General features: G+C 66.3%; 15 protein-coding genes. 11 read left to right on the plus strand and 4 right to left on the minus strand.

All coding sequences use genetic code 11. From position 1 onward, the window contains the following. Positions 1 to 6: 6 nt before the first annotated feature. The gene (locus E0T84_RS19830) at positions 7 to 837 is read right to left on the minus strand and encodes a caspase family protein (RefSeq protein ID WP_138745281.1); all 831 of its coding nucleotides are present in this window, start codon (positions 835 to 837) and stop codon (positions 7 to 9) included. Between the two features lie 162 nt (positions 838 to 999). Here E0T84_RS19830 and E0T84_RS19835 point away from each other — a divergent pair, with 162 nt between their 5' ends. From E0T84_RS19835 to E0T84_RS19845, 3 genes are all read left to right on the plus strand, one after another. Further along, a complete protein-coding gene (locus E0T84_RS19835) occupies positions 1,000 to 1,746 on the plus strand; it encodes a hypothetical protein (protein ID WP_138745282.1) in 747 nt (248 codons plus the stop codon). A gap of 169 nt (positions 1,747 to 1,915) precedes the next feature. Then, the gene (locus E0T84_RS19840) at positions 1,916 to 3,298 is read left to right on the plus strand and encodes a toll/interleukin-1 receptor domain-containing protein (RefSeq protein ID WP_138745283.1); all 1,383 of its coding nucleotides are present in this window, start codon (positions 1,916 to 1,918) and stop codon (positions 3,296 to 3,298) included. Continuing rightward, positions 3,295 to 6,753 carry a WD40 repeat domain-containing protein gene (locus E0T84_RS19845; RefSeq protein ID WP_138745284.1) on the plus strand — a complete coding sequence of 1,153 codons (3,459 nt, stop codon included), beginning with the start codon at positions 3,295 to 3,297 and terminating at the stop codon, positions 6,751 to 6,753. The genes E0T84_RS19840 and E0T84_RS19845 overlap by 4 nt, the downstream gene beginning before the upstream one ends. A gap of 6 nt (positions 6,754 to 6,759) precedes the next feature. Here E0T84_RS19845 and E0T84_RS19850 read toward each other — a convergent pair whose 3' ends face one another. Both E0T84_RS19850 and E0T84_RS19855 read right to left on the minus strand, forming a co-directional pair. After that, the gene (locus E0T84_RS19850; protein WP_171055098.1) at positions 6,760 to 8,916 is read right to left on the minus strand and encodes an FUSC family protein; all 2,157 of its coding nucleotides are present in this window, start codon (positions 8,914 to 8,916) and stop codon (positions 6,760 to 6,762) included. An 11-nt stretch (positions 8,917 to 8,927) separates the two neighbouring features. Further along, positions 8,928 to 9,503 carry a TetR/AcrR family transcriptional regulator gene (locus E0T84_RS19855; RefSeq protein ID WP_138745285.1) on the minus strand — a complete coding sequence of 192 codons (576 nt, stop codon included), beginning with the start codon at positions 9,501 to 9,503 and terminating at the stop codon, positions 8,928 to 8,930. Positions 9,504 to 9,626: 123 nt separating this feature from the next. On the opposite strand from E0T84_RS19855, the gene E0T84_RS19860 reads away from it, so the two are divergent. The 3 genes from E0T84_RS19860 to E0T84_RS19870 all read left to right on the plus strand — a co-directional run bounded on the left by E0T84_RS19860 (position 9,627) and on the right by E0T84_RS19870 (position 12,229). Next, positions 9,627 to 10,262, plus strand: a complete 636-nt coding sequence (locus E0T84_RS19860) for a TetR/AcrR family transcriptional regulator (RefSeq protein WP_138745286.1) — start codon at positions 9,627 to 9,629, stop codon at positions 10,260 to 10,262. 72 nt (positions 10,263 to 10,334) lie between these two features. Then, positions 10,335 to 11,297, plus strand: a complete 963-nt coding sequence (locus E0T84_RS19865; protein ID WP_075909116.1) for an SAM-dependent methyltransferase — start codon at positions 10,335 to 10,337, stop codon at positions 11,295 to 11,297. After that, positions 11,294 to 12,229 (plus strand): class I SAM-dependent methyltransferase, encoded by a 936-nt coding sequence (locus E0T84_RS19870; protein WP_138745287.1) that lies wholly within the window; start codon positions 11,294 to 11,296, stop codon positions 12,227 to 12,229. The genes E0T84_RS19865 and E0T84_RS19870 overlap by 4 nt, the downstream gene beginning before the upstream one ends. A 53-nt stretch (positions 12,230 to 12,282) precedes the next feature. Here E0T84_RS19870 and E0T84_RS31880 read toward each other — a convergent pair whose 3' ends face one another. Then, a complete protein-coding gene (locus E0T84_RS31880; RefSeq protein WP_165617850.1) occupies positions 12,283 to 12,450 on the minus strand; it encodes a hypothetical protein in 168 nt (55 codons plus the stop codon). 218 nt (positions 12,451 to 12,668) lie between these two features. Here E0T84_RS31880 and E0T84_RS19875 point away from each other — a divergent pair, with 218 nt between their 5' ends. The 5 genes from E0T84_RS19875 to E0T84_RS19895 are packed head-to-tail and all read left to right on the plus strand — an operon-like array spanning position 12,669 to position 16,279. Next, positions 12,669 to 13,532, plus strand: a complete 864-nt coding sequence (locus E0T84_RS19875; RefSeq protein ID WP_070946841.1) for an SDR family oxidoreductase — start codon at positions 12,669 to 12,671, stop codon at positions 13,530 to 13,532. 5 nt (positions 13,533 to 13,537) lie between these two features. Next, positions 13,538 to 14,503 (plus strand): NADPH:quinone oxidoreductase family protein, encoded by a 966-nt coding sequence (locus E0T84_RS19880; protein ID WP_138745288.1) that lies wholly within the window; start codon positions 13,538 to 13,540, stop codon positions 14,501 to 14,503. Positions 14,504 to 14,529: 26 nt separating this feature from the next. Then, complete coding sequence (locus E0T84_RS19885; RefSeq protein ID WP_138745289.1) at positions 14,530 to 15,252, plus strand: methyltransferase domain-containing protein; 723 nt, start codon at positions 14,530 to 14,532, stop codon at positions 15,250 to 15,252. Next, positions 15,249 to 15,755 (plus strand): DUF456 domain-containing protein, encoded by a 507-nt coding sequence (locus E0T84_RS19890; protein ID WP_138745290.1) that lies wholly within the window; start codon positions 15,249 to 15,251, stop codon positions 15,753 to 15,755. The genes E0T84_RS19885 and E0T84_RS19890 overlap by 4 nt, the downstream gene beginning before the upstream one ends. Further along, a complete protein-coding gene (locus E0T84_RS19895) occupies positions 15,752 to 16,279 on the plus strand; it encodes a YceI family protein (RefSeq protein WP_138745291.1) in 528 nt (175 codons plus the stop codon). Before E0T84_RS19890 ends, E0T84_RS19895 begins: the two co-directional genes overlap by 4 nt. Positions 16,280 to 16,519 lie beyond the last annotated feature (240 nt).

The following is a 16,519-nucleotide window of genomic DNA, read 5'->3' on the forward strand; positions in this document are numbered from 1 at the left end:
TCAATGCTATTCGAGGGGCGACAGGAAGGGTTGCTCGAGACGAGCTTCGCTACCTTCGAGTTGCGGAACCTGTTCGTAGCGGCCACGTTTCAATTTCGCGCAGGTCTGGTCGTGCAGTTCCCGGTATGACAGCGGCGTCCTGGACTCGGTCACCGCCTCGACCAGGTTGTAGGTCAGTGCTCCGGCGAAGCCGCCACCGATGGCGGCGTCGGCCGAGGTCTGGTCGGCCCGGCAGCCTGAGATGAGTACCTCGGGAATGTCGACATGGACGACATCGGTCGCCGGCTTGGGGCGGCGAACTGACCGCGTTGTCCCGGCCAGGCCGCGCCCGGACTCCACGGCCGCCAGATCCCACGGGCTCGGCAGATATCGCTCGATCACCGGGGCGTCGGGCGGTTCGAGGGCGCGTGTGACGGTGCCGGAATGGCAGGAGTCGGTGACCACCGTGAGACTCACCCCGGATGCCAGTCCGTCGAAGACGCTGCGCAACCAGTCGTCTCGGAGTGGGTCGTTCCAGTCGAGGTCGGTGGGGCACAGGATCTCGTCGCGTTTGTCGGACTCATCCCCGTTGTCGTCGGGCACATTGGAACCGTGACCGGAGTAGTGCACCAGCAGCACGTCGCCGCGCCGGGCGCCGCGGATCAACCCGGTGACGGCGGTTTCGATCGCTTCCTTGGTGGCCGTGAAGTCCGTGATCACGGAAATATTGTCGGAATCGAATCCGAATTGCCGCTGAAGCAGTTTGGCCATGTTTTTCACGTCGGGAACGCAGCCGCGCAGGTCGTTTCCCGGAATTCGGTATCGGTTGACTCCGATGAGCACCGCATTCTTGGCCATGGTGCTGTCCTTTTCGCTGGGCGTGGGTCAAGATTGATCTCTGGTGGGCAATTGCAGTATCTGCACGTGACACATCGGGGTCGTGAGTAGTCGGGTACTCGAATTCGCGTGGTGGCTTTCACGCAGTGTGGGTGTGGCGGCGAGGAGAGGACGGGCCCGCTCGTGACGTCACCGTTCCGGCTGGAGTTCCCTGACGTGGGCGGTGCATCCGCGGTGCGCGTCACCGAAACCACGGAATTGCCGTCGGCGCTCACGGCTTTGGGGCTCCCCCCGCCGCGCCCGACCCTGGTGGTGATCGGTGGTGCCGGTGGGCTCGACGCCACCGGTATGGACCGGCTGCGTCCGCTGTTCGTTTCGGGCATAGCGCCTGTGATGGGGGAGTACGGGGCGGTCGGCGTGGACGGCGGAACACGTGCCGGGGTCATGCAACTGTTCGGCGAGGCGCGACAGGCAGCGGCGTTTCCGCTCTTGGGTGTGGCCGCGGCCGGCACGGTGCGGCTGCCCGATGCCACCGAACCAGATGGCCCACAGGGTTTCGAGCTGGAGCCGCGGCACACCCACTTCCTGATCGTGCCCGGTGACCACTGGGGTGCCGAAGCTCCCTGGATCGCCGATACCGCAACGGTTCTCGCCGGCAACGCCCCGTCGATCACCTTGCTGATCAACGGTGGCGACATCGCCTACTCTGACGTTGCGGTGAGCGTGCGAGCCGGGCGCCCCGTCGTGGCGATCACCGGCTCGGGGCGCACCGCCGACGTCTTGGCCGGCGCCCTGGCGGGTGAGTCCAGCGACGAGCGGGCTGCGGCGCTGGCCCGGTCCGGTCTGGTCCGTTCGGTTGCGGGGGATGCCCCGGAACGGCTCGCTGAATTGCTCGACACCATTTTCGGCGACGGCCGCGAAGCGAATTGAATCTGACCGGTCCCGCCAAATTCGAGTAGTTGACTACGCTACGCCGCGGTCGCGCGGGCTAGGACCATTGGCATGTGCCCGGAGCATTCCCTGGACATCCCGCGCTGGTGCTGCGCCACCCCGGCGATGCGGGCAGATGCCTGGCGCAATGTGAATCGAGCAATTCGAGATGAGCGAGGAATTCTGGAGCAGCCTTCTGTCCCATATCCGGCACCAGGTGCTGATACCGGTGGTTGGGCCCGACGTCACCGTGGTCAAGGTCGGTGACTCTGAGCAGAAGCTGACAACCCTGGTAGGCCAGGAGCTCACCGAGCGGTTCGGCCTGACCGTGCCGTCCGGGGCCACGACCACCGACCAGGCGGTGGCCGCGTTTCTGGGTGAGCGTGGTCGCGACGAGGTCGACGACCTGTATGGCGTGATCGACGAGATCGTGGTGGAGCTCGATTCCGAACCCGGCGATGCGCTCCGAGATCTCGCGGCCATCGACGATCTGCGTCTGTTCGTGACGACGACGCCCGACCGATTGCTCGCGAAAGCGCTGAGTGCCATCCGCGGCCGCCCGGTGCGCGAGGTTTCGTTCTCCCCGAACAAGTCCACCCCCGACCAGGAGCGCAATGCCCGAGAGCCTTCGCAGACCGACACCGTCGTTCTCAGCCTGTTCGGTCAAACCGCCGCGATGCCGGAGTACGCCATCCACGAGGAGGACCGACTGGAGTGGATCCATGCGCTGCTGACGGAAAAGGCCAGCCTCCCCGACTGGCTCGACTACCCGCTGAAGCATCAGCCGATGTTGTTCATCGGTTGCGAGATTCCCGATTGGTTCGGGCGATTTCTCGTGCGGCTGTCCAGCGACAAACGGCTGTCGCTCGGCGGCAAACCGTTTTTCTTCGCCGCGAACTCGCGCGAACCGTCGCTGTCGGGCTTCTTCTCGACCTACTGCCGTCGGACTATGGTCAAGCAGTTGGACATGGAGCCGACCAAGTTCGTCGCGGAGCTGCGTCAGCGCTGGGAGGCCAAACAACCGGGTCCTCGGCCATCCGGGTCACCCGGGATCGTGCTCGGCGGACCTGAAGGTTGCGAACCGCCGTCACTGGACAGCGCGGAGATCTTCATCAGCTACAAGCACGAGGATGTGGTCGCGGCCCGGCGACTGTATGACGCGATCGCCAAACTCGGCGGGGTGGCCTGGCTCGATGAGCGGGAACTGCACACCGGGGACGCCTGGGAAGACGAGATTCTCAGCAGCATTCGTCAAACCGTCAGTTTGTTCGTACCGGTGATCTCGGCGAATACCGAACGGAAGAAAGAAAGCTACGTCTTCAGGGAATGGAACGAGGCCGTCGAGCGAACCCGCGGCATTCTGGGACAACGGTTCATCATGCCCGTCGTCATCGACGAGGACTATGACGGTGACGCGACCCGCTTCAAGCAGGTGCCGCGGGAGTTCAAGAACTTCCAGTTCGGTCATGCGCCGGGAGGCGAGCCGGATGCGGCCCTGATGAGGGACGTGATCTCGGCGATCCGGGAATTTCGACGTAACGACGCGGCATGACGCGCGCAACGATCACGACGAAGCTCGACACGGACAACCCGTGGCCCGGGCTGGAATCCTATTGCGAAGACGCGCAGGGCTTCTTCTACGGCCGCGGCCACGAATGCGAAAAACTTCTGAAGAAGGTTCTCGACGCCCCCGTGACGGTCTTGTTCGGTCGCTCGGGTCTGGGCAAGACGTCGCTGCTGCACGCGGGCCTGTTCCCGTTGTTGCGCAACGAGAACTTCCTCCCGATCTATGTCCGGTTCGATCTCAAGCCGGGCGCGGCCTCACTCAGCTCTCAGCTCCACGACGCCGTCCGCAATGCCATCGGGGCGGAGGCACCCGATGCTTTGCTTCCCCGGGACGACGAATCACTGTGGGAATACCTGCATCGTGCCGATCTCGAGCTCTGGAGTGCGCGGAACTACTTGCTGACGCCGGTGATCGTCCTCGACCAGTTCGAAGAGCTGTTCACGCTCGGCGCGGGTGTACCGGATCAGGTGGAGGCGTTCAAGTACGACCTGGCCGACCTCGCCGAGAACCGGATACCCGCGGAGCTGGCCGTCCGCATCAAGAATGACCCTGCCGAGGCGCGACGATTCAACCTGCGAGCGCACAACTGCAAGCTTCTGATCAGCCTTCGGGAGGACTTCCTCGCGCACCTCGAGGACTGGTGCCGGTTCATTCCTGCGCTCGGACGTGCGCGAATGCGGTTGCTTCCCTTAGGGACTGACGAAGCATTCGATGCCGTCTACAAGCCGGCCGAACACCTGATGACGCCTGAATTGGCGCACCAGGTCGTCGGCATCATCGCCGGCGCGGGTCTGCACACCGGCGCGGATTCTTTACCGCGCGACGGTGAGGTTCCGGCCAGTCGTCGCACCGCGGGCGAGGTCGAACCGACGCTGCTCAGCTTGGTCTGCCGCGAGCTCAACGAGGAACGCAAGCGTCTGGGGAAAGCCACGTTCGATGAGCAGCTTGTCGACGAACACGGCCGGTCGACCATCCCGAACTACTACATCTCGTGCGTGAGCGGCATGCGGGCAGGGGTTGCGGAATTCATCGAGAATCAGTTGATCACCAAGACCGGGTTTCGTGATTTCGAGGCGGTCGAGGATGCGGTGCCGTCACGGCTGACCCCCGAGGAACTCGACCAGCTGATCAGTTCCCGGCTGGTGCGGCTTGCGGAATACCATGGCACGCAACGGATCGAGCTGGTACACGATGTCCTCACGGGCACGGTGCGGGAGCACCGCGATCGTAGGGAAGCTGAAGAAGACCGCCGGCGCGCCGAACAGCAGAAGGAAAACGAGAAGGCCGCTATTGCGGCGGCGGCGGAGCAGGAGCGGCAAGCGCTGGCCCAGGCTGCCAAGCTGCGTGAGGCGGAGCTGGATCGCGAGCGGCTGGCTGAACGTGACCGGCGGCTGGAGTCCGAGAAGGCGGCGGCACGCCGGCTCAAATGGGCATTGGTCGCGTTGGCCATCGCATGCACCACGGCGTTGGTACTGGCCGGCGTGGCGTTCTGGCAGCGCGGGGTCGCCCAAACTCGGAGCCGGGAGGCTCGTATCGATCAGTTGTATGTGAACTCCCAGCTGATGCTTGGCGGGCTGTCACCGCTCGGCAGCCACGACGTCAAATTGCTGCAGATGTTGCTGGCGGCGCAGGCCATCCCGTCGACGCTGCCGTCCAGGAGTTACGAGCTGTTGACGACCTTGAACAAAGAACGCGATCTGCTCAAGATCATCGACCTGCCGGTGCCGACAAAGGCCTTGTCGCTCAGTCGGGATGGTTCTCGGATCGTGTCGGGTGGTGGTGACGATGTGGTGCGGTTGTGGAGTTCTGATGGGCGGCCGGTTGGTGGGCCGATGCGTCATGAGGACAAGGTGACCAGTGTGGCGTTCAGCCCGGACGGTTCTCGGATCGTGTCGGGTGGTGAGGACGATGTGGTGCGGTTGTGGAGTTCTGATGGGCGGCCGGTTGGTGGGCCGATGAGTCATGAGGACAAGGTGACCAGTGTGGCGTTCAGCCCGGACGGTTCTCGGATCGTGTCGGGTGGTGAGGACGATGTGGTGCGGTTGTGGAGTTCTGATGGGCGGCCGGTTGGTGGGCCGATGCGTCATGAGGACAAGGTGACCAGTGTGGCGTTCAGCCCGGACGGCTCACGGATCGCGTCCGCAAGCCAGGATGGAACCGTCCAACTGTGGGATACGCGCACAGGGCGCCAAGTCGGATCACCCATGATTCACCCGGGATCCGTCAACAGTGTGGCGTTCAGCGCAGATGGAACACGCATCGCCACCGGCGGCAGCGACCGGATAATCAGGTTGTTCAGCGTCGCCAAGGACCAGAGCCGCGTTGTCGGCTATCTGCTTGGACACGAGTCTGCGGTAAATGCCGTGGCGTTCGACGCCGACAAGCCGTATCTGGCATCGGCCAGCAGCGACGGCACCGTTCGGTTGTGGGATCTCAGATGGCAACGCATGGTCGGCCACGATGGTGAACCCTGGGCCGGTTACTTCGACGACGGTCGCCGGATCGGTTCGGGCAGCAGCGATAAGACCGTGCGGTGGTGGGACCCGACAACCGGTCAGCCGATCGGTGAGCCGCTGCGTGTCGACGATCCCGATGCGAAGTACCTGTTCCCGGCCGACGAGCATCGCCTGGTGTCGTTCGGGTCCAACGACGATGCGCGGCTGTGGGATGCGCGCACCGGCACGCCGATCGGCGAACCCCTGCGAGTCCCAGGAGAACCCTACTTATCGACCGATTACCGGGTGACCCGGATCGCGGCGCAACTCGAACCCCGTGTCGTGCAGGTGTATAGGACCGATTCCATGCAACCGGTCGGGCGTCCCGTCGTGCCTGCGGAGGACATATGGCGGATGAGCTTCAGCCACGATGGCCGGACCCTGGCCACCGCCGGTGACGATGGCACCATCGAACTTTGGAACGCCGACACCGGAGATCGACTGGGGCCTCCGATGAACGACGGTGGAGGACCGGCGTGGAGCATCGAATTCAGTCCGGACGGGCACCTGCTCGCAGCGGGTAACGAGGATTACAACCTGCGGCTGTGGCGTACGGACAGTTTCACCCGCGTCGGGGAGCCACTTGCCCTCGAGGACGCCCTTGCCACCGCGACGGCCTTCAGCTCCGACGGGAGGATGGTCGCCGCGGGTGGTGACGACGGAACCATTCGGCTGTGGAACGTCGCAGACCAAACACCACTGGGTGCACCGATTTCCGTTCACAACGGTTCAGTGATGAGCATGCAGTTCAGCTCGGACGGGACACGATTGCTATCGGCGAGCGACGACAACACGCTTCGAATCTGGCCGGTCCTACCGGCCGATCCCAACTTGCTGTGCGCCAAGCTCACCCATGTCATGACCCGCGACCAGTGGAAGGCAATGGTTCCCGGGATCGAATACCAAAAGGTATGTCAGCTACCAGAATCCGAGTACGCCGGTTAGCGGACGTCAGCCCACCGCCTCGGCGGGCTGCGGGTACAGCAGTTCCAGCTCGCCCAGATGCGCGGCAGCCGTCACCAGCGGCAGGGCTGCCGAGACGGCGAGGTCGGTCCCGGCGGCCTCGGCACGCAACGACACCACGAAGCTCTCGCCGATCGGCACCAGCACCGCGGTGGCGTCGGCACCGGTGAGCCGGGAGCAGATGGCGGCGGCGTGTTGCTCGATCACTTCCCGGGTGGCGGGGTAGACGCCCAGCGGAGGGGGCACGACGTCGGCGATCAGCTCGGCCGCGGCCCGTACTCGATTGGCCCGGTTGGCCGCCCGCACCACCGGCGCGCGTTGATCGGAGGGGCCGCCGTTCTCCGAAAGATATTGGCGGACAGCATCATCGAGCGTGCGCGAGGCGGAAAGCGCGCCGTGGCTCAGTGCGATGACGCGGTCGGTGGCGGCTTCGGAGGCACCTCGGGTTACCCGCAGGACGGCGCTGTTGAGGAACTGTGCGCCCATCCCGCGGGCCTTGTCGATCGCCTTGGACACCGATGCCGTCGCGCCCCGCGGCCACAACAGCAGCGACACCACGATGCCGACCAGTGCACCGACGACGACGTCTTCGACCCGCACCAACCCGACCCGCCAGCCCGTCGGCATGATCAGGTTGAAGTTGATCAGCACCATCATCGTGAACGCGGCCTGCCCGGCGATGAACGATCCGACTTCGGGTACGTAAGCCGACCCGAATGCCACCAGCGGCAACAGGATCCACAGCACCACCGGGTCCACCCCGACGAACTCGATGAGCACCGCGCCGAGCACGAATCCGATGGCGGTACCCGCCACGGCTCGCAGCACGCGGGTCCCGGTGGTCAGGGCGCTGCTGCGCAACACCGACATCGCGCCGAGGACCACCCAGAATCCGTGCTGGACCGGAAATACGTGGGTGACGGCCACCGCGACGGCCAATCCAAGCCCGGTGCGCAGGCTGTTGCGCAGCACCACCGCCCGGGTGGCCACCAGGCCTTTGGCGATGGCCGCGACCGCGACGGCCTCGGGCATCACCCAGTCGGCGGCACCGGTTTCGGGCAGGCGTCGGCCCAGCACCCGGGCCCATACCGGACGCGCATCGGCCAGGGCGGCATTGCCGATCACGCGTCCGGTGACCGCGATGGTGGCCGAGATGGTGCGCCGGATCAATAGTCCGCGGCCGAGTTCGACGGCGTCGGCATCGTCGGCGGTACCCAGGATCCGGGTGATGTCGTCGCGGTAACTGCCCTGCGCCACCGTGCGCTGCTCGGCCAGAGCCGCTCGGAGATCGATTCCGCGTGCGGCCCGTTCGGCCCGATCGTGGGTCCGCAGCAGCGCGGCGCTGTCGCGTAGTACCCGCACCGCGGGGTCGCGCATGCCGCCGAGCAGTTCCGCGGTGTCGTCGGTCACCTGGTCACAGATCCAGCCCAGGTCATCGACGACGCGCACCAGCGCGCGGCTGCCCGCACTGAGCGCGACCGGGCGGTAGTCGGCGCCCAGGAAGGTCTCGTAGAGCGCGTTCATCGCGCGGGTGACGTCGCGGGCCGAGGCCTTGCCTTCGAGCCGGTCGGCCAGCAGCCGGCAGACCCGCGCCGAATAGCGGCGCAGCTCATCGTGGTGTTTGGGCCGGAACAGCAACAGCGCGGCGGGCACGCAGATCACGAGAGCGATGAGCCAGCCGAGCAGCCGGTCGGGTATCGGCCCGACGGGCGTACACAGCGGCAGCACGAACAGCAGCAGTGTGGCGCGCTGCCCGGCCGCGACGATCTCGCTGAGCACTCCGGAGAACGACACCAACACGCCGACGACGAACATCGCCGCCACGCTCAGCCACGGATAGGGGGCCAGGACGGTTCCCAGCACGATCAATATGGCGCCGTTGACGGCCAGGCCGCCGTACGCGACGGCGCGGGCGGGCCGGTTGCCGGGGAAATCGGCGGTGATGAGCAGCGAGACCGCGCCGAAGATCGCGAACAGCGGGGTCTGGGAGTCGCCGCCGACGGCGAAGCCGACGGCAGCGGCGATCGGCAGGACGATGCCGGCCCGCAATGCGCGGCGCAGCGCGTCGTACTCGGGGTCCCTGGAGCGCAACGAGTCACGCAGACGGTCAGCTGCCCGGCGCCAGATCTCGGCCGGGGTCAGCATGATCGCCGATGTTAGACCGGTTGGTCCGGTCCCGGCGCCGGAGTGAATCGGCCCGTTTCGAGCGCGTCGCGCATCTGGCCGGTGATCCACCGCAGGGTGTCGACGTCGCGCGGCAACGTGCTCTGTTCGAAACCGACGATCAGGTACACGCCCCAGGCCGCGAAGTACCTGGCATTGCGTTCGTCGCCGATGAGCTCGAGCGCGGATTCGTAGAGGATGTCGAAGCGCAGCTGATCGACGACGGCCTGCACCTCGTAGACGTCGGCATCCAGCGAGCTCCACACCCGGATCGCCGCCTCGGCGCCGTAGGGCAGGTCCAAGGTCTCGCCGATCAGGGTCTCGATGCGGTGGTGCGGGTCGTGATCGGCGCGGACCGCTTCGACCACCCGCAGGGTGCGCGCCTCACGCCAGTGCGCGATCAGCTCCCGGGTGTAGGACGCCCAGTTGGGGAAGTAGTGATAGAACGAGCCGGTTGTCACGCCGAGCCGGTTGCACACCTCCGCGAGTTTGAGCCCGCCGTACCCGAGATCGGAGAGCACATCCAGACCGGTTTCGAAGTACGCCTCGCGCGAAACACCCCCCGCCATGGGGCACCACGCTAGTTCGTCATTCAATTTTGGCTGCGGCGGGGCTTTGCTGGTCAGCCGCATTTAGCGCCCACAAACATGACGGTATCGGGACTATCAGGTGACGTGTGGCACAATTTGACTGTGGCCCACACAGCGAGCCGAGGACCGGGACGCCCTCCCGCAGCAAAGGCGGCGGAGACTCGCGAACGCATCGTGCGTGCTGCCCGTGAAGTTTTCAGCGAACTTGGCTACGACGCAGCCACATTTCAGGCGATCGCGATCCGGGCCGATCTCACCCGCCCGGCAATCAATCACTACTTCAGTAGCAAACGTGTTCTATATCGCGATGTGGTTGAGCAGACCAATGCGAAGGTGATCGCCGCGGGCATTGCCAAGGCGCGGGAAGCCAGCACCCTGTTGAATCGGATATCGGCGTTTTTCGCTGCGGCCATGGATGCCGAATCGACCGACCGGTCGGCGGCGGCGTTCCTGGTGACCTCGGTGCTGGAGGCGCAGCGTCACCCCGAGCTGATTTCCGAGGAACACGACGCGTTGCGCAGCTCACGGGAGTTCGTCAAGTGGGCGGTCGACGAGGCCATCCAGCGGGGTGAGCTCAGCACCGACACCGACATCCCCGCGATCGTGGAGATGCTGGTCGCGGTGATGTGGGGGATGGGCTTTTATGCCGGTTACGTGGGCCATCGTGAGGATGTGGCCGTCATCGTGGACAAGTTCGAACTCTTGATGGCGAACAAGCTCTGGCAGCTTCGCGATTGATGCATCGGCATCGTGAGGTGCCCCACATCGCCGTATAGCCTGGCTAAGTTCTTCGGTAGCATGGTTTGGCAAATGACTGATCTGAGCGATGTGCGGCTCGTTCGGGCCGAGGGCGACAGTTGGGACGTCACCGAGAGCGTCGGGGCGACCGCGCTTGCGGTGGCCGCCGCCCGTGCCGCCGAGACCGCACAAACCGAGCCCCTGATTCGCGACGAGTTCGCCTTCCTGCTGGTGGCGGCCGCCGGGCCGGCGTGGGCGCAGCTGGCCGGTAGCGAACCGCACTGGATCGGTGATGATCCGGAAGCCCACCGCATCCACGCCATGGCACGCAGCTACCAGGCCGTGCGTACTCATTACTTCGACGACTTCTTCACCGAGGTCACCCACGACGGCATCCGGCAGGTCGTGATCCTTGCCGCGGGCCTGGACTCGCGCGCGTTCCGTCTCGACTGGCCGGCCGGCACCACCGTGTACGAGATCGACCAGCCCAAGGTGCTGGAGTACAAGACCGCGACGTTGGGCGCGCACGGGGCCGTGGCGCGCGCTCAGCACGTGCCGGTACCGATCGACCTACGTGAGGACTGGCCCGGGGCCCTGATCGACGCCGGGTTCGACCCCGCAGCACCCACGGCGTGGCTGGCCGAGGGCCTGCTGCCATACCTGCCCGCCGACGCCCAGGACCGGCTGTTCGATCTCATCGGTGCCCACAGCGCCCCCGGCAGTCGCTTGGCGGTCGAGGATTTCGCCATGGACCCGGCCCGCTACACCCCGGAGAAGCGCGCCGCGCGCCGCGCTCGGGGTGAGCACATGCGGACCTCGCTGGGCCTGGACATCGACGCCGACGCGCTCATGTACACCGATGACGAGCGGGCCGATGCCGCCGGATGGCTCGCGGCGCACGGCTGGGAGGTGGACGCGGTGCGCAGCCCTGACGAGATGATCCGGTTGGGCCGTCCGGCCGTGGCCGAGGAACTGGCTGAACTCGGCTTGGACAGCGTGCTGTTGCGCGCCCGATTGGACGGAGACGCCCGATGAGCTCACTGCGTAGCGACGACGACACGTGGGACATCGCCACCAGCGTGGGCTCGACCGCCGTGATGGTGGCCGCGGCGCGGGCGGGGGAGACCGAACGCGAGGACGCGCTCATCAACGACCCGTACGCCAAGATCCTGGTGGCCGGTGCGGGCACAGGGGTGTGGGACACGTTGTTGGACAACGATTTTGTCAGCAAGGTGGAAGATCTCGACGCTGAGGCCGCGCAGATCTTCGCCCACATGGGCAACTACCAGGCGGTGCGCACCCACTTCTTCGACGCGTATTTCGCCAGGGCTGTGCAAGCCGGCATCCGGCAGGTCGTCATCCTGGCGTCGGGCCTGGATTCCCGGGCCTACCGGTTGGAGTGGCCGGCCGGCACCACGGTGTACGAGATCGACCAGCCCAAGGTGCTGGAGTACAAGGCCGAAACGCTGGCCGCGCATGGGGCACAGCCGTCGGCGCAGCGCCATGAGGTGGCAATCGACCTGCGTCAGGATTGGCCGAAGGCGCTGCGGGAGGCCGGTTTCGACCACACTGTGCCCACCGCCTGGCTGGCCGAAGGGCTCCTGATGTATCTGCCGGCCGATGCCCAGGACCGGTTGTTCGAGTTCGTCACCGGGCTGTCGGCTCCGGGTAGCCGGCTCGCGGCGGAGACGGCCGGGGTGAGTTCGGCCGATCGGCGTGAGGCGATGCGGGAACGATTCGAGAAGTTCGCCGACCAATTCAACATGGGCTCCGCACTCGCGGTCGCCGACCTGATGTATGAGGATCCCGACCGTGCCGACGTCGCGGAATGGTTGCGGTCGCACGGTTGGCAGGCCGAAGGTGCGCACTCGTTGGACGAGATGCGCAGGCTGGATCGCCTGGTTCAGCTCAGCGAGGAGCCCGAACGCGACGCATTTTCGACCTTCGTCACTGCCGAAAAGCTCTGATAAGCAACAAAAACGGGGCGCTCCTCGTTGAGCGCCCCGCTGGTTGCCGGTAGTCAGCGGCTCTGGTGCACGGTCGTGTCGACGTGCGGCACGGTGACGTGCTGGCCGACCTGATCCAGCCAGGTGAGGTGAGACACGTCCGCCGATGCCGGGCCGGCCAGGCCCAGGGCGGCGGCGGCCAGACCGCTGGCGAGCACTGCGCTGAATCCGAACTTCTTCATTCCTCTACCTCTTCCGATCTATCTGCTTTCTTGATTGGTTCAACTAAAGGTCGCTGTGCTTGATTCCGGATCAGCGGCCTTGGCGGCAATTGACCGGCGGATGGCAGAAATGCATCGGCCCGGGCACTAGCCGACCCGGTTGACCGGGAGTTACCCGCCCGCCGTATACAGGAGGGGAGCTGAGCCGTTTCGCGGCCCGTTAACGAGGAGGAATCTTCATGCCAGGAGTGCAGGACCGTGTTGTCGTCGTCACCGGAGCCGGTGGAGGTCTGGGCCGTGAGTACGCCCTGACGTTGGCTCGCGAGGGCGCCAGCGTCGTGGTCAACGACCTGGGCGGTGCCCGCGACGGCACCGGCGCCGGCCACAACATGGCCGACGAGGTCGTCAACGAGATCAAGGCCGCCGGCGGACGCGCGGTCGCCAACTACGACAGCGTCGCCGAGTCCGAGGGCGCCGAGAACATCATCAAGACCGCGATCGACGAGTTCGGCAAAGTCGACGGCGTGGTGTCCAACGCCGGCATCCTGCGTGACGGCACCTTCCATAAGATGACGTTCGAGCAGTGGGACGCCGTGCTCAAGGTGCACCTCTACGGCGGCTACAACGTCATCCGCGCCGCCTGGCCGCACTTCCGCGAGCAGAGCTTCGGCCGCGTCGTCGTCGCCACCTCCACCAGCGGCCTGTTCGGCAACTTCGGTCAGGCCAACTACGGTGCCGCCAAGCTCGGCCTGGTCGGCCTGATCAACACGCTGGCCCAGGAAGGCGCCAAGTACAACATCAAGACCAACGCGGTCGCGCCGATCGCCGCCACCCGCATGACCCAGGACATCCTGCCGCCCGAGGTCTTCGAGAAGCTCACCCCCGAGTACGTCGCCCCCGTGGTGGCCTACCTGATGACCGAGGAACTGCCCGACACCGACTCGGTGTTCATCGTCGGTGGCGGCAAGGTGCAGCGCACCGCGCTGTTCCAGAACGACGGCATCACCTTCACCGAGGTGCCCTCCGTCGATGACATCGCCGCCAAGTGGGGCGAGATCACCGACCTGTCCGCCGCTCAGCAGGCCAGCTTCAAGCTGGGTTAGAACTAGTGAAAGCGCTTGTAGCGCAGGCACTTACCGGTACGTCCGGGCTGGCGTACGCCGACGTCGAGGCCCCCGTGTCGAACGACATGGTGGTCATCGACGTCGGCGCCGCCGGCGTCTGCTTCCCCGATCTGCTGTTGTTGCGCGGTGAGTACCAGCTACGGCTGGAACCGCCGTTCACACCTGGCATGGAGGTGGCCGGGACGGTGCGCTCGGCGCCCGAGGGTTCGGGATTCACCCCGGGCCAGCGGGTGTCGGCGATGACCATGCTGGGCGGTTACGCCGAGCAGGTTGCCGCCCTGCCCGCCAACGTCATCCCCACCGCCGACGGTCTCGACGACGGCGAGGCGGCATCGCTGCTGGGCAACTACTACACGATGCAGTTCGCGCTGGCCCGCCGTGGCGGGCTGGTGGCCGGCGAGACCGTCCTGGTGCTCGGCTCGGCGGGCGGCATCGGCGCCGCGTCGATCCAATTGGCCAAAGCCATGGGCGCCAAGGTGATTGCGATGGTCCACCGGTCCGGGGCCGAGGAGTTCGTGTCGTCGCTGGGCGCCGACGTGGTGTTGCCGCTGGCCGATGGCTGGCGCGAGGCCGCGATGGAGGCCACCGGCGGTGAGGGTGTCGATCTGGTGGTCGATCCGATCGGCGGCCCGGCCTTCGACGACGCCATCCGGGTGCTGGCCCCCGAGGGCCGGCTGCTGGTCATCGGATTCGCCGCCGGCGGCGGGATCCCGACGGTCAAGGTGAACCGGTTGCTGCTCCGTAACGTCAGCGTGGTCGGTGTCGGATGGGGCGAGTTCGTGCGCCGGAAACCTGCCGCCCAGGCGCAGGTCGGAGCTGAACTGAACAAGCTGGTGGCCGCCGGGCTGCGTCCACCGCCCCCGGTGCGGTTCCCGTTGTCCGAAGGCGCGGCCGCCCTCGATGCGCTGGCCGGCGGCCAGGTGCGCGGAAAGCTGGTCCTGGAGCCCTGAGCGGCGCTGGTGCGTAGCGTAGAGGCGTGGACACCGCATCGACTCAGGCGCTGCGTAAGGCCCTGGAACTACTCGTCGATCCCCCGGCCGATCCGGACACCAGCAAGGGGTACCTGGATCTGCTGGGGGACGGCAGCGACGCTCCGAAGAACGCGGGATTCATCCAGAAGGTTTGGGCGTCCCCGGCCGGGTCGATGCTCTACGACAACGCCCAGGCCCTGGGCCGCAAGCTGATGACGGCCTGGCAGGAGCCCACCGAATGGCTGGACATCCCACCCGGCGGCATCGCGCTCGACGTCGGCAGCGGTCCGGGCAACGTGACGGCAGCGCTGGCGCGCGCGGCCGGGCTGGACGGGTTTGCATTCGGGGTTGACATCTCAGAGCCCATGCTGGCCCGCGCGGTCGAGGCCGAGGCGGGTCGCCAGGTCGGGTTTCTGCGCGCCGACGCCCAGCGGCTCCCGTTCCGGGACGACGTATTCGATGCGGTGACCTCGATCGCTGTGCTGCAGTTGATCCCCGACGCCGAAGCCGCGCTGGCGGAGATGGTGCGGGTGCTGCGCCCGGGCCGGCGGATCGCGATCATGGTCCCGACGGTGACCAAACGGGGGCCGGCACGGCTCTTGTCCAAGGGCGGGGCCCGCTTCTTCGCCGAAGATGAACTCGCCGACCGGTTCGAGGGCCTGGGCCTGGAGCGGGTGCGCTCCAAGAGCATCGGCACCATGCAGTGGGTGCGCGGGCAGAAACCGTGAGCACCCTCGGGATAGTTCTCGTCGCGTTGGTGATCGCCGTCGGGCTTCTCGGCATCGTGCTGCCCATCCTGCCCGGCGGCGGGTTTCTCGTGTTCGCCGCGATCGCAGTGTGGGCGATCTGGGAGGCCAGGGCCATCCCGGCGCACGCCAACGTTGCGTGGGTGACGCTCGGGGTCGCCGGCGTGTTTTTCGTGACGGCCGAGGTGATCAAGTACGCCTGGCCGGTACGGCGGATGCGCGCCGCAGAGGTGGGGATCTGGAGCCTGGCGGCCGGCGCGGTGCTCGGCCTGATCGGATTCTTCGTCATCCCGGTGATCGGGCTCGTGATCGGATTCGTGGCCGGCGTGTACCTGGCCGAGTTGGCCGCACGCCGTGACTATCGGCGGGCCTGGACGTCAACGGTGCACGCGCTCAAGGGGGTTGCCCTGTCGGTCGGGGTCGAACTGACCGGAGCGCTGTTGGCAACCATCACCTGGGTGGCGGGTCTGGTGATCGCCTCGTGACGCAGTGGACCCTGGGTCCGGATTCGGGCGAGCTGGTGCTGCACACCGGCGTGACGGGCAGTGCGTCGCGGATGGGGCATCGGCTCACCATCGCAGTGCGCTCGTGGCACGCGGTCGTGGACGCTGACGGCGAGGTGCCGTCGGCGGTGGAGATGACGGTCGACCTCGATTCGCTGGACGTGCTGCGAGGCGAGGGCGGCATGACGCCGTTGACGGGCGCCGAGAAGGCGCTGATCCGGACCAATGCGTTGAAGACGTTGCGGGCGAAGAAGTTTCCGCAGGCTCGGTTCCGGTCCACGTCGATCGAGCGTTCTGGTTCCGCGGTGCGACTCCTCGGCGTTCTCGAACTCGCCGGCCACTCCGGTGAGCAGACCGTCGAGGTCGAGGTTTCCGACGAGTCCATGCTCGGGACGGCTTCCGTGCGGCACAGCGATTTCGGCCTCAAGCCGTACTCGATGCTGATGGGTGCGATGAAGGTAGCTGACGAGGTTGCGGTCAGTCTGGCTGTGGCCCGGCCGGCCTGACGGTGGCGAGTCACAGCTGTCACGGTTTTGGAAGCGATAGGCGTTGTGCCCGCCTGTCAGCGACTTTTCAGCGACAATCGCCACACGGGCAACGCAGGCCTCAGCAAGCACGTTGTCGCTCGGCGTTTTTGACACTCACGCACCACTGACCCCGCCAGGCTCATCCGTCCAGTGTCCAGCTATCAGCGACTCTGTCGCTGATAGCTGGACAAGCCGAAATCCGTTGCGCACGAGGCTGAT

It is taken from the genome of Mycobacterium sp. DBP42 (assembly GCF_005924235.1).
GTDB lineage: Bacteria > Actinomycetota > Actinomycetes > Mycobacteriales > Mycobacteriaceae > Mycobacterium > Mycobacterium syngnathidarum.